This is a genomic window from Listeria cossartiae subsp. cossartiae (assembly GCF_014224155.1).
GTDB lineage: Bacteria > Bacillota > Bacilli > Lactobacillales > Listeriaceae > Listeria > Listeria cossartiae.
This window is the reverse complement of sequence record NZ_JAASUI010000001.1, coordinates 658,100-675,823: the sequence shown is the minus strand read 5'-3', so window position 1 is coordinate 675,823 and position 17,724 is coordinate 658,100. Positions and strand designations below refer to the sequence as shown.

Here is a 17,724-nt window from a genome sequence, read left to right as displayed (position 1 = left end):
GCGCTCTATTACATTAAGCTTCTAAGTCTTCCCCATTAGACTCTATTACTTTTTTATACCATGAAAAGCTATCTTTTTTAATTCTTTTGCCTGTGCCGTTTCCTTCGTTGTCTAAATCAACGTAAATGAAACCATATCTTTTTTCCATTTGCGCGGAAGAACAACTAACGATATCAATTGGGCCCCAAGCGCAGTATGCAATGATTTCCACGCCGTCATACATTGCGCGTTTCATTTCTTTTAGATGGGCGGATAAATAATCAATCCGGTAATCATCGTGGATTTCGCCATTTTCCAATTTGTCATACATGCCGAAACCATTTTCAGCGATAATAATTGGTTTATGGTATCTGTCCCAGTACTGCGACAATGCGTTATATAGCCCTTTTGGATCGACTGCCCAGCCCCACGGATTGGCTTTTAGATGTGGATTTGGTGTAATCGACGCTGGGTCCAAATCGTTTTTCTTGGAATCTACCATTTGCGAATAATAATAGGAAAGTGCAAGATAGTCCATCGTATTTTTTTGCAAAATGGCTTTGTCTTCGTCTGTGATTTCAATATTAATATTATTTTCGGCAAAATAGTTCAATGCATATTGCGGATATTCGCCTTGGAATTGCACGTCTGCGAAGAAATATTCCATTCGATTGCGTTTCATTGCGAGCACGATATCATCTGGATCGCATGAGAATGGATAGGCCGTACAATCAGCGAGCATCGTACCAATCATTAAATCAGGATTCAGTGCTTTTCCGTATTCATAAATTTTCGCGCTAGCAACAAATTGATTGTGGACTGCTTGGTAAGTTGCAGATAAATAATCATCTACCGCATCATATGGAATGGCTGTCGAGTTGAATGGTTCAAATTGGATTAAATTAATTTGGTTAATGACAATCCAATATTTTACTTTTTTGTTGTAGCGTTCTAGTACAGTTTTGCCGTATTTTTCAAATAGATCGATGACTTTGCGATTATGCCAGCCACCGTGTTTTAAAACGATTTCAACTGGAGTTTCATAATGTAAAATCGTAATGATTGGTTCCATTCCAAGTTCGATAATTTTGTCGATGAGTTGGTCATAATATTTTAGCCCTGCTTCATTCGGTTCCTCTTCTTCGCCAGTTGGGAAAATTCGTGTCCAGTCCAGTGAAGTTCGGAATGTTTTAAAGCCCATTTCAGCAAGCAAAGCCAAATCTTCTGGATAAGTATGATAAAAATCGATACCGTGACGTTTCGGATAATAATTTACTTTGTCTTCTATGCTTGCTTTAATATCCGCTAAACTTACTCCTTTATGTTGTTCTTCGCTAATTTCATCATTTGTTTTCCCTTTATGATATTTGTGTAAATCTGCTAAACTAATTCCTTTTCCATCTACTTTAAATGCGCCTTCTGCTTGATTGGCGGCAATTGCTCCACCCCATAAGAAGTCTTTCGGGAATTGATAATTTTCGAACATGCTTGTACCTCCTATTTTTTAGTTAGTTCGGTCATTTTCTTGAATAAACGCAGCATATGCTCGCCGATTAATATTTCACTTTTGGCTGTCATGAGTGTATCTTGTGCATGGCAGAATAGTGTGGAATAACGGATTTGGTTGCCTGTTGCTTCTAGTTGTAACGTATCTGTTTGTAGACTATGCGCAATAACAATTTCTTTTTTCGCAGCGGCAATGGATTCCTCGGCCTCATTAAATTCTAGTTCCTCTAAATGATTCAGTCCTTTTACTAAATCATTTCTAGCGTTTCCTGCATGGATTAAAATATTCATCGATAGTTCATTTAAACTATCTGTTTCTTCAACATAGTCTTGCTCTGACATGTTAGTTCCTCCAATCAATTGGTTACCATTTCTTTATCTGCTTCCACTGCATCTAGTTTTTCTTGTTTGAGTAGGGAGTTATCGTATGCTTTGAAGAATGGCAGGTATACGAGCCATGTGATGACGATAATCGCTAAACAAGCAATGATAGCGCGGAAGTCTTGTGTTGCTAAGTAGGATGTCACTGGGTAAGGCATGTACCATAGCAAGAATGATTGCGAGGGAATGCTTACTAAGTTCATCGACATCACAAAATAGGCGATGCTTGGTACTAGGAAAGCGTTGATCCACGTTGGAATCATTAAGTATGGGTTAAAGGCAATTGGTGCCCCGAAGAATAGTGGTTCGTTGATGTTAAAAATCGATGGGACGATGACGGCTTTTCCGATTGCTTTAAGTTGTAATGATTTACTTAAAATCAACATCATAATGGATAGCGACAAGGTTGTTCCTACTCCACCGATGGAAATTAATGCGTATACTGTTTCTTGTGTTGCGATATTGGATGCACTTGCTCCATTTGCAACGGCTTGTGAATTTTCCGCGAGTCCAGCCATGTACACTGGATAAATCGCTGGCATCATCACCCACCCAGAAATCCCAAATGTATAAAGGAAAGCGGGAATGAATACCGAAAGCACAAAACCTGGATATGACTGTACAATTGAAGCGAGTGGGCTAAATACTGCAACAATCACTTCAAAGAAATCAATGTTAAATTGAACGGTAATTAACCAACCGACAATGAGAATAAACGTAATTGGTAATAAACTATTAAACCAGCCGACAACGAAATCAGGAATCGGTGTATCTTCACTGAAAAACGAACGCTTCGCAGCAAAGTTCATTACACAGCCAACGAATAATCCAGTTGTAATTGATAAAAACATCCCAGTGGCTCCAAATCTAGATAAAATGAAAACCGCATCACCATCTGCTGAAATGGTTGGAAATAGTAACATTAAAAATAATACAAGTCCAGTGGCTCCGGAAATTAACTTTTGACTGCTATTGCCTTTTTTCTCCATAACATAGTATGGGATTAAAAATGCTACGACTAGACCGAACATCCCAAATGAAAAATTGCTTATCATCGAAAAATCAGGCATGCCGGGGAATAAATTTTTAAGTAATGAAACGATGGTGACTAAAGAACCGACAAAAACGAGCGGAAGCGCAGACATAATTGCATCTTGAATTGCTGATACCCAAGGATTTTTAACAACTTTATTTACTTTTGGAGCAAATTTGTTTGTCATAAAATCCATCACTTTGTTGTTCATCGTTTTATCCCTCCATATTTAAAATGAGATCAAGTGCTTTTTCGCCGTTAAGCGTGCCGTATGTTGCTTGCGGAATAATTGATACTAAAACATCTTTATCGGCAACTTTTTGTTTTAAATCATCTAACATATAAGCCAAATGTGGCCCGATTAATAAGTAATCAATTTCATTTATTCTTTCATCAATTTGCGACTCACTCGCTGCTTTTACGGTTACTTGTTCCCCGCGTTTTTTTGCTGCTTTTCTAATTGCTGCTGCCATAAAACCACTTGAAGCCCCTGATCCACAAATAAGTAAAATGTTTTTCATTTTGTATCCTCCCTTTCCTTAACTTACTCTTATTATATAAACGACTGAATCCGCTTACAAATATGTTTTTTTCCTACTGGTAGGAAAGCGCGTAAAAAAGAACCCCTCCGCATGCCGCGAAGGAGTTCCTTACTAACAAGTGTTAATCACGATATTTTAAATTGATGAATTTCACTTGGATGTATTCTTCCATTCCGTAATGGCCATTTTCGCGACCAAAGCCAGAATGTTTGACGCCGCCGAATGGGGTTTCTGGGTTGGAAATCGCAATCTCGTTTGCGCCGACCATTCCGTATTCTAGTGCTGCGCCAACTTTTTCGACGCGCGCTAAATCTTTTGTATAGAAGTAAGATGCGAGACCAAATTCGCTGTCATTCGCCATTTCAATTGCTTCATCTTCTGTTTCAAAAGTGATGAGCGGAATGACTGGCCCGAATGTTTCTTCATAGAAAATGTCCATTTTACGAGTGACGTTATCTAAGACGGTTGGTTTGTAGAAGTTACCTTTGTCATAGTCTGAGCCGGTTAAGCGACCGCCACCGGTAAGGACTTGCGCGCCTTTGTCAGTGGCGTCTTTCAGTTGTTTGTCGATTTTATCAATCGCATCTTCGCGGATAAGTGGACCGACATTCACATCGTCTAAACCGTTGCCGACTTTTAATTGCTCTACTTTTGCAACTAATGCTTTCGTGAATTTTTCTTTGATTTCTTTGGCGACGAAAATTCGGTTTGGAGATACGCAAACTTGACCGTTGTTGCGGAATTTAGCTGCGACTAAATCATTAACGGCTGCATCAAGGTTGGCATCGTCAAATACGATAAACGGCGCATGTCCACCAAGTTCAAGCGAAATTTTCTTCAATGTGTCGGCGGATTGTTTAAATAGTGTTTGACCGACTTTGGTAGAACCTGTGAAAGTTAATTTGCGGACATCATCGCTATCTGTCAACGTTTCACCGATTTCTTTCGAGCTACCCATAACGATATTTGCAACACCTTTTGGCAAGCCTGCTTCTTCAAAAATTTCAAAGATGGCGAGCGCCGAAAGTGGTGTATCGCCGGATGGTTTTAGCACGATAGTATTACCTGTTGCCAGTGCCGGAGCGAGTTTCCGTGTCACCATACCTCCCGGGAAATTCCATGGGGTAATCGCAGCGACTACGCCAATTGGTTGTTTTTTGACGATAAAGGCATGATTATTTGGAGCCGGAATCGTTTCACCATATAATCGTCTTGCTTCTTCTGCGGCAAATCGGAAGTTTTCTGCACCAACTAGGACTTCTCCTTTAGATTCTTTTAGTGGTTTACCTTGTTCAAGCGTCATAATTTTTGCCAGCGTATCTGCTTTTTCTTCCATTAAGTCCGCAATTTTGTGTAATAATTTGACGCGGTCTGCAAGTTCCATTTTTGCCCAATCTGGAAAGGCATCTTTGGCGGCTTTAATCGCTTGTTTTGTTTCAGCTGGTCCTGCTTGAGCGATTTTTGCGATAACGTCGCCGGTTGCTGGGTTGACGATATCTTTCGTTTCCTTATTATCTCCATCTATCCATTTTCCATTTATAAATAATTTTGTTTGAACTTTTGGTAATGCTGTTTCTTTAATACTCAAAAATACCACTCCTCCATCAATTTTTCTGCCGATGCTTCGTGCTGCTTATATTAGTGTTTTCCACAAATCAAAAAAACTAATCAGGATTTTGGGCAAATGGCTTCTGGAAAAAGTGATTCTATCCTGGCATGATAGGACTGAGAAAGTATTTAATTTTTTATAAAAAAAGCTAGTTACACGGAATGCAACTAGCTTTTTGGCTTAATTTTCTTCAATTGGTTGATGAATTTCTTCTTTTACTTTTTTCGGTGCGTTTTTCTTATAGGCAAGGAAGTAGAATAGGCTGACGAATACTGCTCCACCAACGACATTTCCTAAATAAACGGGGATGACGTTCCAAATGAAATCTGCCCATGAATAGTAACCAGCGAAAATCGCGGCTGGAATAATAAACATGTTGGCGACAACGTGCTGGAATCCGATAGCGACAAATGCCATGACCGGGAACCAAATACCGAGAATTTTCCCAGCGAAGTCTTTGGCCGCGTAACAAAGCCAAACAGCAATACCTACAAACCAGTTACAACCAATACCGGAAACAAAAGCAACCCAGAAAGGATCGTTAATTTTTGCACCAGCTGTGGCAAGGGTTTTCGGTAAGAAATCGCCTTCTGTTAAGCCGACGAAATGTCCAAAGAAATAAGCGACGAAAAAGGCGCCGACTAAGTTCATCACGGATACAATCGCCCAGTTTCTAAGTAGTTGTTGGAAGGAAATTTTTTTGTCATACCAAGCAATCGCTACGGCCATCATGTTGCCAGTGATTAATTCGCCTCCACCTAGCAAAATACAAACAAGTCCAACTGGAAAAAGACTCGCGCCAATCAGCGTTGCAAAACTTCCCCATTCGTGAGGCATAGTTCCTACTGCACGTATGTATAATAAGTAACCAAGCGATATAAAAGCCCCACCCAAAAATCCTAGTAAAACGAGCGTTAATGTACTGGAATTTGCTTTTTGGGTCCCTTTCTCAATCGTAATCTCTGTTACTTCCTGCGGGCTGTAATATCCCACATAAATCCCTTCCTTCTTGTTAAAATAATCACAAAATAGCGTACTTATTATAGCACACTCAAAAACAGCTTGCTAGTATAAAAAAGCCCAGAACAAAAGTCCCAGGCTCGCATTTTACATATGAAGTTCTTTCACGACAGGAATTCTAATTTCGATATTTGCCTTCGCGTCCTCATTTTTCGTATATAGTTCCAATTTAAATGGTAATGGGTCAAATACAGGATTATTCGCTGTAATGTATGGTTTGTAGTTTTTTTCTTGAATCGCTCTGGCAATTTCTTCATAGCTTTCGATTATGTCTGTGTCAGGGATATGCTCAGCAACAAAATAAGTATGCGCTGGCACTTCAATCCATTCGAGCGGTTCTTTTAAATTTGGATACTTTTGTTCTACCGGAATAACCGAATAATGCGTTATCCCATCTTCTATATTATGAACAGAAATCCCATAAAATGTTTCTTGCTTGGAAAAATCATCCACGTCTTGCGCAAGTTGGAGCATTTCTTGGAAGGTTTTTCTAATTTCTGTATGGAGTGCTTCTGTTTTAAGACCTTCTCGGACGAGCGCAATACCAGTGAATCCTTCCCATTCCTCTAGCCGCTTCAATCTAATCGCCATGATTATCTACTCCTTTAACAAAGCATACCACGCCAGAACTGTTCGTCTGCATAACATATGGTAAATACCCCACTCAGAACAAATTAAAACAAGACACTAATTAAAATAATGACCGCAATAATAATGACAAAAGATAACCAAGCAACCGGACGAGCTGTATTAATCGTCCAACCAATCCCAAAACGTTTTTCTACAAACAAAGCTGGGTCGTTTCGGTTAAAATAAATGACCCCCGCTTTCCAAAACGCATCATCGTCGCGAATTGGTTTATTTACACCATCAGGTTGATCCGCAAATTTTAGTCTACTACCGCCCTGCCCTACTTTAACAGCAAGTAACACAGTACCAAACAGAATTAAAACGACCGTAATAATCGTCGCAGTAATCATCCATTCAGCTGGAAGTGATAGTAACATGACGACTTGCATTACTAGAAAGTCAATCACCATAATCGTGCACATGATTAACATTGCTTTACTAGAAATCTGTCTAAATAACATATTCCTTTTTAACGAATCTGTCGGGTTTTCGTTTTCCACGGTTTGTTTACTTCTGGCAATGACGAAATTGATAAAGATAAATAAAGCAATCATTCCGAGCTGCATCATTGGTAAAAGTAATGCCACTCGTGGTGATTTGGTAACCGTATCCGTCACCGCGCCGTTCATATCAAAATGAATCGGAAAAGCTGCTGGTGCTACAGGATAAAAAACAGCTGTAATCGCCAGGGTAATAATAAATATTAATAACGGAACAACAAACCAGGTATAGGAGATAACCATTTTTCTACGATGAAAACTCGTATCTACCATAATAATAGCGTTTGTCGAAATTTCTCCCGCCTCAATTTTCTCTTTTTTCCACTGCAAAGTTGTTTGGTGGAAGCGATAATAAATGATAAAAGATACGATTAATTGACCAAACATCGAGACGATAAAGATGCCCGCTTGGATGTTTTCACTAGAATGAAAGCCTTGAATAAGCGCGATACCAATAATTGCCACGAACACTGTCCATAGAACGACTTGACCAACGTATTGTTTTTTTAGACGCGTCAATTCTGCATTTCGATTCGCACGTTCACCAACATTGACGCCAAAACATTCTGATTTCCTTATTACAAAAGGGGTGATTGCTTGCAGTGAAATGATTGCAATACTAACAAAAATATAAATGATGATTTCCATCTCTACTCCACTCTCCGTCCATGCATTTCGTCAAAAATTGCCTTGCTTACTTCGAGCCACTTCTCTTCGGTCACGCCGCGTACGACGGATTCAGCGATGAGGGGTCTTAATTTCGTTTGTAATTTCATAAAATAGTGTTCGTCCGCCTTTGCTATCCCGTCCGGATGAATAACGACACCTTTTTGACGGTGGATTTGAATCAATCCTTCTTGCTTTAAAATCTGATACGCTTTATTTACTGTATGAAAATTAATGCCGATATCTGCGCCGAGACTTCGAACAGAAGGTAATTTATCCCCTGGTAAAAGTTCCCGTTTTGCCATACCTTCAATGATTTGATTACATATTTGTGTATAAATTGGCTCGTCTGATTGCAGATCAATCGCGAGTAGCATAGAAACACCTCTTTTCTAACTGTTATATATATTGTATAACACATATACTTCCACGTCAATACTACTAATTCAGTGGCTATTTAAAGCAGTTAATGGTACTATAAAAATTATCAATAATGTTTTAGAAAGAAGGGAAAAATTTGAAGTTTTCACGTTTTCGAGATAGTAAATTATTTTTTTGGACGATCGAAATATTAGCTGTTGTAGCGATTTTGTTCGTATTATTGCAAATGAAGTACATATTTTCACCAGTAGGCATTATCGTTTCGACACTGTTTATGCCGATTTTAGTAGCAGGATTTTTATTCTATTTATTTAATCCGCTCGTGTTATTTTTGGAAAAAAGAAAAGTACCTCGGCTTTTAAGTGTTATTTTAATTTTCATCGCCTTTATCGTGCTGATCGTATTAGCGGTGATGCAACTTGGACCAACACTTGCAGATCAAGTTACAGAATTAGCCAAAGCTATTCCGGGCTATTGGCAAGATTTCGAGAAATGGTTACAAAGCTTCTCTAGCAACCCAGCGTTCCAAGGGGTGGACATAAAAGAAGAGCTTTCCAAACTAAATATCTCGTTACCAAAAATTATGTCCGTTGTCGTGGATGGTGTTGCTTCTAGTTTTGGAGCGATTATCTCGTTTGTCTCTGGCTTTGTCATGATCCTTGTAACCGTACCTTTTATCGTCTTTTATATGTTTAAAGATGGTCATAAATTTGTGGAATCCTCTGGTAAATTTTTCCCAGCTGGTATTCGTTCTGAAGCAAAACAAATTATTAAAGAAATGAATAAAACAATTTCTACTTACATCAGTTCACAAGCAATTGATTGTATGTTTGTTGGTTTATTTACTTTCATTGGCTATTTAATTATTGGTCAACCGTATGCCCTTCTTTTCGGGTTCATTGCTGGTGCGACGAATATTATCCCTTACCTCGGACCTTTCCTTGGAGCAGCTCCCGCGGTTATCGTGGCGCTATTCACTTCTCCTGTCCAAGCATTACTAGTTATTGTTGTTGTAACGATTGTTCAACAAATCGACTCTAACTTACTTTCTCCATATATTATGGGTAAATCATTATCGATTCACCCACTAACTATTATCATTATCTTAATTGTTGCTGGAAACTTAGCAGGAATTTTCGGAATGATTCTAGGTGTTCCACTTTATGCAGTTGTGAAAACAATTATCGTTAACGTTAATCGTTTAATTAAATTGCGGCGAGGTCAGCTGGCGATTGATAATAATCTTCCTGACCCGGATATACCGAAAGAATAAAAAAACGAGCTTTGGGAAACTAGTTCCTAAAGCTCGTTTTTTCTATGCTTTTTTAAAATGAGAAGTATCATTTAAACGTTCTAATTTGAATAAGCCGTTTTCGTAAGCTAATACGGTAACACTCGCGTTGTCGAGGATAACCGCTTCGTCCATGGATGGTTCTAGTTCGTGGACAATGTTACGAATGGTATTTCCGTGAGCGACGATAAGGACGTTTCCACCAGTTTCTCTATGACGATTGATAACGTGTAAGAAACCTTGTTCTACGCGCGTCCAAAATGTCATGAAATCTTCCGCATCTCCAGTTGGATCAGCAGCTTTCGTACCATTCATTGTTTCGCGCACATCGGCTTTTTGGAATAGTTCTTCTTGGTTCGCATATCCCATATGATGTGCAATTTCGTTCCATGCAACATCGCCTTTTTCGCCTTCGTAGGAACCGAAGAAAGTTTCCCGAAATTCGCTTAGTGGTTCTAGCGTTAAACCAAATGCGTGTTTATTTTCTTTAAGTAAGTGCCCCGCTGTTGCGATTGTACGGTGTAAGTCGCTTGAGTAGGCTGCTACGAATTCCGTTTCCGCCAGTCCGCGACCACTTTCTTTGACTACTTCAATGCCTTCTGGTGTGAGCGGCGTATCAGCCCAACCTTGCATACGTAAATTTTTGTTTAAGTAAGTTTGACCATGTCTTACAAAATAAAGTGATAATTTTTTTCCCATTGCGTACTTCCTCCTCCATCGTTGTTTTCTATTTCATTGTAACAAATTCTTCGGATCCTGTTGGGTGGATAGCGACTGTATTGTCGAAATCGGCTTTTGTCGCGCCCATATTAATCGCAACGGCGAATCCTTGAATCATTTCATCCACGCCGTAACCAATCCCATGCAAACCGATGACGTGCTCTGTCTTCCCTTCACAGATTAGCTTCATCCGACAAGGTTCGCGGTGGTCTGTGATGGCTGTATACATCGAGGTAAAGCTAGAAGTGTATACTTTGATATTTTCTTTGCCATATTTTTCGATTGCTTCCGGTTCTGTTAATCCGACCGTTCCGATAGCTGGATGGCTAAATACAACGGTTGGAATGTTTTCATAGTTTAAATGAGCATCTTTTTTGTTATTGAAAAGGCGTTCTGATAAGCGACGGCCAGCAGCGATTGCGACCGGAGTTAATTCATAGTGACCCGTTACATCACCAACTGCATATATCCCATCCACATTGGTGTTTTGGAATTTGTCTACAGCGATATGTCCGCTTTCTAAGAGTTCTACGCCCGCTTTTTCGATTTGTAGGCCTTTGATGACTGGTTTACGTCCAATCGCCCAAATAAGTGTATCAACCGTTTCTGTGCGGCCATCTTCTAAGCTTAATGTTAAACTACCATCTGAGTTTTTTTCGACTTTTTGCGGAACGGCGTGTTTATGCAACGTCATATCCGATTGCTCGATAATTTCGGTTAATGTATCGGTTAAAAGTGGATCAAAATTTCGGAGCGGTGCATGTTTACGTACGAAAAGATGTGTTTCTGAGCCAAGTTGTTGTAGTACGCCAGCAAGCTCAACTGCGATGTAGCCCGCGCCAACAACCGCCACTTTTTTAGGAAGTTCTTTTAATGCAAAAAAGCCATCTGATGTGATACCGAATTCTGCGCCCGGAATGGAAGGAAGCGCTGGTTCGCCGCCAGTTGCAATTAAAATATGATCTGCTGTCACTAATTCGCCGTTTACGCGCAATGTTTTCTCATCAACAAATTCGGCATAACCTTTTATCCAGTCTACGTGATTATTATCAAGCCCATTTTTGTAGGAACCGCGAATGCGTTCAATGTATGCTTCTCGGTTTTCGACTAATTTTTGGAAGTCAAAACTTGCGTCCACTTGGTAACCATAGGCATCTGCGTATAAATCCATTGCTTCTTTGATTTGCGCGCCGTACCACATGACTTTTTTAGGAACACAACCAACATTCACACAAGTTCCACCTAAAAATTTTGGCTCAATTAATGCGCATTTTGCTCCGTGCATGGCTGCGCGGTTAATCGAAGCAATCCCGCCACTACCGCCACCAATCGCAATATAATCATAATGCTTCTCCATACAAAATCTCTCCTAACATTTCTTCGTTTTCGTTTTATAAATACGCTTCGCCCCGCATAATCGCGAGAACCCGCGGATTTGGTAAATAACGTTTTATCACTTGAAGTTTATTATACGTGTCCGTGTCCCCTAGATGTTCCGCAATTCCCATAGCAACCGCGCTACTTCGGCTGACTCCAGCGTGACAATGGACAACAATCTGCGTAAAATCTGGGTGCTTATCCACAAAATCATAAATCAAATCGCGATGCACCTCATTAAATAGTTTCATCTCTGCTTGCTCTTTGTCACTTAATCCCCAGTAGTCATCTTCTTCGTTAATATCATTAAAATGAACGGGCAAAATAGCTTCAAAAAGTGATTCGTGTTTGAGTGGCTGATAGGTTGCGCCGACATCCGCAATACGAATAAGTAAAGTATGCTCTGAGTGCGGCTTAAACTGCACCGCTACTACTTCTGGTACGGCAATTATCCGTAAATCAAATGGATCAAAATCAATTTGGCGCCTTTCTTTGTTAATATAATTCGCCATCCTGCATGTCCCCTTTTCCAGTGCAACAAGATTTTCCTTCGTCTTATTCCCCTTCTATTCTATCATGCCTAAAGACTTTTACATAAAGAAGCAGTTTCAAACGCAAAAATAACCAAATAAAATTATCTGGTTACTTTTTCCCTTGTCGGTAAAGATCTTTTGTTTTATAACCTTGGCTCAAAATATCGACCATTTCTACGCGTCTTTTTTCTTGTGTGGCTGGTTGTTTGGCAGAGTAAATATAGCGCGCCCAAACTCGCTGGTAGCCTGTTGCTAAATTATTGTAAAAAGCTTGTAAATCGCCTTTGTCTGCTAAAAATTCTGCGACTAGGGGAACGTGGTCGGCGTATTCATCTGCGGAAGGATTATTCTTTTTGACACCCTTTGCTTTTAGCTTCGTTGCTTCTTTTAGGCCAACAACCGTGTACGTTTCATCAAGTGCAACCATTCGCGTGAATTTGAGGGTGCTACCATCGACGTAACCTTCTTCATCAGTTTTAAGCGCTGGCATGAGTTCATCGCGGTGCACGTATGTATCGAACTTTTTATTGCCTTTTTTGGGGTAGGCGAAAAATAAATAACCATCCACAGCAAGTTTATTTTCAGCAATAACTTTTTGCACGAAAGCAATCAATTCTTCTAGCGTCTCAACAAAATCGAAAATTAAATCGTATTGTTTATCAGCCATTTTTTCCTCGTAACTCGCTAAACGGTGAAAATAATCCGCTCCATCTGGTTGATTTAGGATGACCGCTTCTTTGTATTTAGTCAGTTGTAATTTTTCTACAATAGTTCTTTCTTCCATGTCCCAGCACCTCGTTTGTATTGTTTGGTTCCAGTATATAGCCTTCCCTCTAAGTAATCAAGCCAAACTAAAGGCAAAAAAATAGACCGAACAACAAGGCTCGGTCTACTCATCATTTTATTTAAAAACAACAATCTCATTAATTTCAATCGATGGGTCTAAACTTTTCGCAACTGGGCAGGCATCTTTCACTAAATGCACCGCTTTTTCGGCTTTCGCTTGGTTACTTTTATCTACTAAATCCACCGTAAAAGTAACATTAATTTTCGTTAAAACATGCACAGCACTTTCTTGATCTTGCTCATAATCGGTGTGAATACTTAAATCATTTATCTCAATTCGTTTTTTCTCAAGTAATGTTTGATACACATATCCGCTACAAGCCGCAACAGCAGCCACAGTTATTTGAACTGGAGAAAAACCTTCTTCTTTAATTAATGTCCAGTTTCCATTTGGATGTACAAGTTCTAGTACTTTCCCATTTTTCACTAAATCCATGATTCATTCCTCCAATTTAATTCTTACAATTCTTATATGAATAATAAGATTATAACTCAAATAAAAAGGCATGTCTAATTTCCCGTACGAAAAAAAGAATCCAAGTTTAACTTGAATTCTTTTTGAGCGGTCCCGACGGGATTTGAACCCGCGATCTCCTGCGTGACAGGCAGGCATGTTAACCCCTACACCACGGAACCAGATGTATAGAAAATGTATAAAAAAGTGACCCGTACGGGATTCGAACCCGTGTTACCGCCGTGAAAGGGCGGTGTCTTAACCGCTTGACCAACGGGCCAGATAAAAAACGAAAAATGAATATATATTCAATTGAATTCATTTCTCTTACACCAGCTTTTTTATTATAACATAATCTGAGTGACTGTCAACGGCTTTTTCTAATTTTATTTACAAAATTTTTATCGAACACTTTTTATGCATTTTTACTAGGATAAAACAAAGTCAGCGATGCTTTTTGGGCATGCTGACTTTATTTCATTTTTCCCGGTGGTCAACCATAATAAAACTTCTCGTATCATAGCGATGTCTTGAGCGAGAATACTCGACTGGTCTGCCATCTTTTAAGTACACCACTTGCTCTACTTCAAGCACTGGGTCGTGTTCCCCGCATGCTAAATATTCTTGGTCATATTCAGATGGCTTATCGGCATTAATTTTCCGAAATGCACCGCTTAGCACAAGCCCTAGTGACTCTTGTAAATAAGCATAAATCGAATGATGTAAAATCTCTTTTGTTAGACCGGGAACTAAATCTGCTGGCATTGTTGTATGCTCCAGCACGTATGGCTCACCGTCTAACAAGCGTAGCCGAATCAATTTATACACTGGTTGATCTGCTTTTATTAATAGTTGTTCTTGTGTTTTTTCATCTGGGAATGCGATATCAAATGCAATAATTTTACTCGAGATTCGATTATCTCCCATCATTTTTGTTAAACCGTCATAATCCCGCAAACTCGCATCTTGCTTATTAGCTAAGGCATTTTTCATGACAAAGGTTCCCGCACCACGTTGCCTATAAACAAGTCCTTCAAGCGCCAATACATCAAAAGCTTTTTTTATGGTCATTCTGCTACAATCATAGGTTTTGCATAAGCTCACTTGATCAGGAAGAATGGATTCTGGTGGATAAGTACCGTTGTTTATTTTTTCACGGATATCTGCTGCAATCAGTTCATACTTAACCAATTCGATCGCTCCTTTGCTTGAATTAAAAATGTCTAGCCATTTCCAATCAAATTATAGCATATCGAAAAGGAAAAGATAACTTATTTAACAGCCGCTTCCGATTCTCGGGCAATATTCGTGCGATCCACGAGTTTTAAGAACGGATACCAGATAATGAGGACGATGAAGAAATCGACTACTTGAAGCGCCCCGCCTAGCCATGAGTTAGTTGCCAAGATTCCATTTATGATAATTGGCACTGTCCACGGCACCGAAACTCCAGTTGGTGCTGGTACAATTCCGGCAGCCATCACAAAGTAATTAAGCGTCGTTACAATGAGTGGTGCCAATATCCACGGAATTAAAATCGTCGCATTTAGCACAATTGGCATCCCAAATAGTACCGGTTCATTAACGTTAAAAATACCAGGACCAAGCGCTAAACGACCGATTTCTTTGCTTTGTTTACTCTTCATTAGAAAAGCGAGCGCGATTACTACTGCGAGTGTCATTCCAGATCCGCCCATACCAACAGTAAAGACTTCCATAAATGGTTTCGTAATAATATGCGGCAATGGGAGTCCAGCTTTATAAGCATCTAAATTTTCAAGCATTAACGTATTCCAAATCGGGTCCATTACCGAGTTGACAATGATTTGACCATGCAGGCCGAAAAACCATAATACTTGGACAAAAAATAAAGCGATTAGTGTTGGAACAATTCCTGAACCAAGCCCCACTAAAGGCTTTTGAATAACAGTATAAACAACATCATGTAAGTTTGTATGGAAGAAGAATTGTACCATAACATTAATTGCTAAAAAAATACTTAATGTTAAGATAGCAGGAATAAGTGCTGCAAATGATTTAGCTACAGCAGGTGGAACTCCTGCAGGCATTTTGATTGTCCAATCCCGTTGAACAAAAAATCGATATAATTCTGCAGCAATAAAACCAGTAATCATTCCGATAAACATTCCTTTTGCCCCAAGTCGATCTAACGAAAGCGCTCCGGTAATAAGCTCTCCATCAGGACTATTAAAGAAAAATGGCGTTAAAATCAAGAAGCTAGCAAGGGCAACTGCCCCTCCATAAATTGCTTCAACTTTATAATATTTAGATAGTGAATATCCAATTCCAAAAACAACAAAGACAGTCATAATACTCATCGTGGCGCTTTGGGCATTTCCAAGATACAACTGTAAAACTGCCTTCGTTTCATCACTCCAAAACGGTAGATTCATTAAAACCACCGCAATCGAACCAAACATTGTTAGCGGAAATGCCAACATGAATGCATCTCTTAAAGTGGTTAAGTACCTATTCTCTCCTAGTTTTGCAGCAAGAGGCATTAACTTTTCCCCAAGTAACTCCATAAACTTATTCACTTTACTTCCCCCAAACATGATATTTTTCTAAAAAGAAAACGTTTTCTATTTATTATTATACTCATTTAATATTAAATGTCTAGTCTTTTTAAAATAAAAGACCAAACAAAAAAAGACTTTCATCATCACAATGAAAGTCTCCTTCTTATTTTTTCTTCTTTGCTAGCTTTTCTGCTGCTTTTTGTTTATTTTCTGCTAGTCGGAAAAGCGTCATTTCTTTAATTAACTCGTAAGGAACTTCTTCTTTGATTGGAAACTGTACAGCACCTTTAGAATGCTTGTAATTTCCGAGCTTAGATTCAAACGCCGCAATGCCACTAGAAGCCGGATAAAACCCGTAGTGATTTTTCGCAACAGCAAAGTGCACCAGGTTCCCTTCCAAATAAAAAGTCGGCATTTGATAACTTATCTTTTCCGTTGCTTCCGGTGCAGCAGCTTGAATCGTTTCTCTTATTTTTTGCAACACTTCTTTTGTTTCTGGTGGTGCTTGGGTAATATATTCATCAATCGTTGTAAATTCCAGTTTATTATCCATGGTCCATTCCTTTCTGAAATGTTTTTCTTATTATAGCAATTCTCTTATAAAAAAACTATTTTTGCGAGAACAACAAGTTTACTAGTACGCATTAGTTCTCAAGTTCATCTCTCACTGCCATCAAAGCAAAACCGAGTAAATTCAGACCTTTCCAATATAACGGATTTTCCACGTTCTTATTATCCGCAGCCATTCCAATACCCCAAATTTTATCTACTGGGCTTGCTTCAACCAAAATCCGGTTTTTCGTTTGCATTAAAAACTTTTTCAACTCTTCATTTTGAGAAAATTTTGCCTGATTCGCACGCATAACTATATTAAACCGATTCTTAAGCCAAATATCTTCTTGAAAACCACTTATTAATCTACCGAAATCTTTCGCTTGTTTCGGATGCTTAGCCGCTAAAATTTTCTCTCTCATTTCCATATCATTAAATAGCTTTGCTTTCTCTGCCATCATAAATTGCTCAGCACAATTATATTCCACTCCGTCCACTTTAAAACTACAAATCCACCACTGACTAAAACAACTTTTACTTATCTTCCCATCTTCAGCAGGCTGATGTCCCCAAAAGAAAATGTATTTTAATTTTTCACCTTTTCGGTATTTATGCTGTATTTTTTCTAATGTATAATCCATACCTATCATCTCCAACTTTTAAATTTTTTTATTATAATATTATTTTGCCAATTTCGATTTTCAGTATAAAATCCGCGAACGACTCTGCTACAATCGAACTTTCTTCAAACTCTGGTTCCGAGCCATGAACAATATTTCCGTTAGTTAAATGGATAGCATAATATTCATAACAACCGCCAACACTCATCATAATTGGTAAATGCGCATTCCAAAATAGTCTTACTTTATTTTCTAAATTTTTATCGCCTTCTGCTGCTTCTAAACTCATTTGTTCAAAAGAATTCCACGAAAAGGCGTCATCCTCATTCTCTAAAAAATCTTCTTCCGATAAAAACCAACAAGTGTCCCCCGCATTGCTACAGAGGTGAAGTTGTCTATAAAAGGCCTTATATGCATCTGGCAAATTTCCATATCTCTTTAAAATCTGCTCTGGCAAGTTTTTCTCTACAGCAGACAAATCTACTTGCCAATTATTATTTTTAGCCCATTCAAAAAAATGATTTATTGGTTCCATTTAAGCTAT

At 38.9% G+C, this 17,724-nt stretch carries 20 protein-coding genes and 2 tRNA genes; 1 reads left to right on the top strand and 21 read right to left on the bottom strand.

Translation table 11 applies throughout. The annotated features are described in order from the left end of the window. Nucleotides 1–13: 13 nt before the first annotated feature. The 9 genes from HCJ30_RS03465 to HCJ30_RS03425 form a co-directional block, all read right to left on the bottom strand. Nucleotides 14–1,465: a glycoside hydrolase family 1 protein gene (locus tag HCJ30_RS03465; protein ID WP_185390986.1), complete on the bottom strand. Its 1,452-nt coding sequence runs from the start codon at nt 1,463–1,465 to the stop codon at nt 14–16. An 11-nt stretch (nt 1,466–1,476) separates the two neighbouring features. Beyond that, the gene (locus HCJ30_RS03460; RefSeq protein WP_185390985.1) at nt 1,477–1,827 is read right to left on the bottom strand and encodes a PTS lactose/cellobiose transporter subunit IIA; all 351 of its coding nucleotides are present in this window, start codon (nt 1,825–1,827) and stop codon (nt 1,477–1,479) included. 14 nt (nt 1,828–1,841) lie between these two features. Further along, a complete protein-coding gene (locus tag HCJ30_RS03455) occupies nt 1,842–3,110 on the bottom strand; it encodes a PTS sugar transporter subunit IIC (RefSeq protein ID WP_185390984.1) in 1,269 nt (422 codons plus the stop codon). Nucleotides 3,111–3,114: 4 nt separating this feature from the next. After that, on the bottom strand, nt 3,115–3,420 hold the full coding sequence (locus HCJ30_RS03450; RefSeq protein WP_003732400.1) for a PTS sugar transporter subunit IIB: 306 nt from the start codon (nt 3,418–3,420) through the stop codon (nt 3,115–3,117). 142 nt (nt 3,421–3,562) lie between these two features. Next, nucleotides 3,563–5,029, bottom strand: a complete 1,467-nt coding sequence (locus HCJ30_RS03445; RefSeq protein WP_185390983.1) for an NAD-dependent succinate-semialdehyde dehydrogenase — start codon at nt 5,027–5,029, stop codon at nt 3,563–3,565. Nucleotides 5,030–5,230: 201 nt separating this feature from the next. Further along, nucleotides 5,231–6,043: a formate/nitrite transporter family protein gene (locus HCJ30_RS03440; RefSeq protein WP_003721480.1), complete on the bottom strand. Its 813-nt coding sequence runs from the start codon at nt 6,041–6,043 to the stop codon at nt 5,231–5,233. Nucleotides 6,044–6,157: 114 nt separating this feature from the next. Further along, complete coding sequence (locus HCJ30_RS03435; protein ID WP_185390982.1) at nt 6,158–6,661, bottom strand: GyrI-like domain-containing protein; 504 nt, start codon at nt 6,659–6,661, stop codon at nt 6,158–6,160. 83 nt (nt 6,662–6,744) lie between these two features. Next, nucleotides 6,745–7,848 (bottom strand): DUF1648 domain-containing protein, encoded by a 1,104-nt coding sequence (locus HCJ30_RS03430; RefSeq protein WP_185390981.1) that lies wholly within the window; start codon nt 7,846–7,848, stop codon nt 6,745–6,747. A 2-nt stretch (nt 7,849–7,850) separates the two neighbouring features. Continuing rightward, complete coding sequence (locus tag HCJ30_RS03425) at nt 7,851–8,243, bottom strand: GntR family transcriptional regulator (RefSeq protein ID WP_185390980.1); 393 nt, start codon at nt 8,241–8,243, stop codon at nt 7,851–7,853. Nucleotides 8,244–8,383: 140 nt separating this feature from the next. Between HCJ30_RS03425 and HCJ30_RS03420 the strand changes: the two genes are divergently transcribed. Next, a complete protein-coding gene (locus tag HCJ30_RS03420) occupies nt 8,384–9,520 on the top strand; it encodes an AI-2E family transporter (protein ID WP_185390979.1) in 1,137 nt (378 codons plus the stop codon). Between the two features lie 42 nt (nt 9,521–9,562). Here HCJ30_RS03420 and HCJ30_RS03415 read toward each other — a convergent pair whose 3' ends face one another. The 12 genes from HCJ30_RS03415 to HCJ30_RS03360 form a co-directional block, all read right to left on the bottom strand. After that, nucleotides 9,563–10,237: a histidine phosphatase family protein gene (locus tag HCJ30_RS03415; RefSeq protein WP_185390978.1), complete on the bottom strand. Its 675-nt coding sequence runs from the start codon at nt 10,235–10,237 to the stop codon at nt 9,563–9,565. Nucleotides 10,238–10,265: 28 nt separating this feature from the next. Beyond that, the gene (gene gorA / locus HCJ30_RS03410; protein ID WP_185390977.1) at nt 10,266–11,615 is read right to left on the bottom strand and encodes a glutathione-disulfide reductase; all 1,350 of its coding nucleotides are present in this window, start codon (nt 11,613–11,615) and stop codon (nt 10,266–10,268) included. Between the two features lie 34 nt (nt 11,616–11,649). Then, nucleotides 11,650–12,147 (bottom strand): tyrosine phosphatase family protein, encoded by a 498-nt coding sequence (locus HCJ30_RS03405; protein WP_185390976.1) that lies wholly within the window; start codon nt 12,145–12,147, stop codon nt 11,650–11,652. A 130-nt stretch (nt 12,148–12,277) separates the two neighbouring features. Further along, on the bottom strand, nt 12,278–12,952 hold the full coding sequence (locus HCJ30_RS03400) for a YdeI/OmpD-associated family protein (RefSeq protein ID WP_185390975.1): 675 nt from the start codon (nt 12,950–12,952) through the stop codon (nt 12,278–12,280). A gap of 117 nt (nt 12,953–13,069) precedes the next feature. After that, nucleotides 13,070–13,450 (bottom strand): OsmC family protein, encoded by a 381-nt coding sequence (locus HCJ30_RS03395; RefSeq protein ID WP_085400251.1) that lies wholly within the window; start codon nt 13,448–13,450, stop codon nt 13,070–13,072. A gap of 127 nt (nt 13,451–13,577) precedes the next feature. Next, a tRNA-Asp gene (locus HCJ30_RS03390) sits at nt 13,578–13,650 on the bottom strand. Nucleotides 13,651–13,676: 26 nt separating this feature from the next. Further along, nucleotides 13,677–13,748, bottom strand: a tRNA-Glu gene (locus tag HCJ30_RS03385). A 197-nt stretch (nt 13,749–13,945) separates the two neighbouring features. Beyond that, entirely contained in the window at nt 13,946–14,659 is a 714-nt protein-coding gene (locus HCJ30_RS03380; protein ID WP_185390974.1) for a GntR family transcriptional regulator, read from the bottom strand. 80 nt (nt 14,660–14,739) lie between these two features. After that, nucleotides 14,740–16,026 carry a PTS cellobiose transporter subunit IIC gene (gene celB / locus HCJ30_RS03375; protein ID WP_185390973.1) on the bottom strand — a complete coding sequence of 429 codons (1,287 nt, stop codon included), beginning with the start codon at nt 16,024–16,026 and terminating at the stop codon, nt 14,740–14,742. A 145-nt stretch (nt 16,027–16,171) separates the two neighbouring features. Then, nucleotides 16,172–16,561, bottom strand: a complete 390-nt coding sequence (locus HCJ30_RS03370; RefSeq protein ID WP_185390972.1) for an iron chaperone — start codon at nt 16,559–16,561, stop codon at nt 16,172–16,174. 91 nt (nt 16,562–16,652) lie between these two features. After that, nucleotides 16,653–17,201 (bottom strand): riboflavin biosynthesis intermediates N-glycosidase, encoded by a 549-nt coding sequence (gene ybiA / locus HCJ30_RS03365; protein ID WP_070215910.1) that lies wholly within the window; start codon nt 17,199–17,201, stop codon nt 16,653–16,655. A gap of 31 nt (nt 17,202–17,232) precedes the next feature. Beyond that, the gene (locus HCJ30_RS03360; RefSeq protein WP_185390971.1) at nt 17,233–17,715 is read right to left on the bottom strand and encodes an SMI1/KNR4 family protein; all 483 of its coding nucleotides are present in this window, start codon (nt 17,713–17,715) and stop codon (nt 17,233–17,235) included. Between the last annotated feature and the right edge of the window lie 9 nt (nt 17,716–17,724).

What these genes read in the sequence shown, in the direction of transcription:
- HCJ30_RS03405 (WP_185390976.1), bottom strand. Translation starts at nt 12,147, where the DNA reads ATGGCGAATTATATTAACAAAGAAAGGCGCCAAATTGATTTTGATCCA.
- ybiA (WP_070215910.1), bottom strand. Translation starts at nt 17,201, where the DNA reads ATGGATTATACATTAGAAAAAATACAGCATAAATACCGAAAAGGTGAA.
- HCJ30_RS03460 (WP_185390985.1), bottom strand. Translation starts at nt 1,827, where the DNA reads ATGTCAGAGCAAGACTATGTTGAAGAAACAGATAGTTTAAATGAACTA.
- HCJ30_RS03425 (WP_185390980.1), bottom strand. Translation starts at nt 8,243, where the DNA reads ATGCTACTCGCGATTGATCTGCAATCAGACGAGCCAATTTATACACAA.
- HCJ30_RS03435 (WP_185390982.1), bottom strand. Translation starts at nt 6,661, where the DNA reads ATGGCGATTAGATTGAAGCGGCTAGAGGAATGGGAAGGATTCACTGGT.
- HCJ30_RS03370 (WP_185390972.1), bottom strand. Translation starts at nt 16,561, where the DNA reads ATGGATAATAAACTGGAATTTACAACGATTGATGAATATATTACCCAA.
- HCJ30_RS03400 (WP_185390975.1), bottom strand. Translation starts at nt 12,952, where the DNA reads ATGGAAGAAAGAACTATTGTAGAAAAATTACAACTGACTAAATACAAA.
- HCJ30_RS03455 (WP_185390984.1), bottom strand. Translation starts at nt 3,110, where the DNA reads ATGAACAACAAAGTGATGGATTTTATGACAAACAAATTTGCTCCAAAA.
- HCJ30_RS03430 (WP_185390981.1), bottom strand. Translation starts at nt 7,848, where the DNA reads ATGGAAATCATCATTTATATTTTTGTTAGTATTGCAATCATTTCACTG.
- HCJ30_RS03450 (WP_003732400.1), bottom strand. Translation starts at nt 3,420, where the DNA reads ATGAAAAACATTTTACTTATTTGTGGATCAGGGGCTTCAAGTGGTTTT.
- HCJ30_RS03360 (WP_185390971.1), bottom strand. Translation starts at nt 17,715, where the DNA reads ATGGAACCAATAAATCATTTTTTTGAATGGGCTAAAAATAATAATTGG.
- HCJ30_RS03415 (WP_185390978.1), bottom strand. Translation starts at nt 10,237, where the DNA reads ATGGGAAAAAAATTATCACTTTATTTTGTAAGACATGGTCAAACTTAC.
- HCJ30_RS03395 (WP_085400251.1), bottom strand. Translation starts at nt 13,450, where the DNA reads ATGGATTTAGTGAAAAATGGGAAAGTACTAGAACTTGTACATCCAAAT.
- HCJ30_RS03465 (WP_185390986.1), bottom strand. Translation starts at nt 1,465, where the DNA reads ATGTTCGAAAATTATCAATTCCCGAAAGACTTCTTATGGGGTGGAGCA.
- gorA (WP_185390977.1), bottom strand. Translation starts at nt 11,615, where the DNA reads ATGGAGAAGCATTATGATTATATTGCGATTGGTGGCGGTAGTGGCGGG.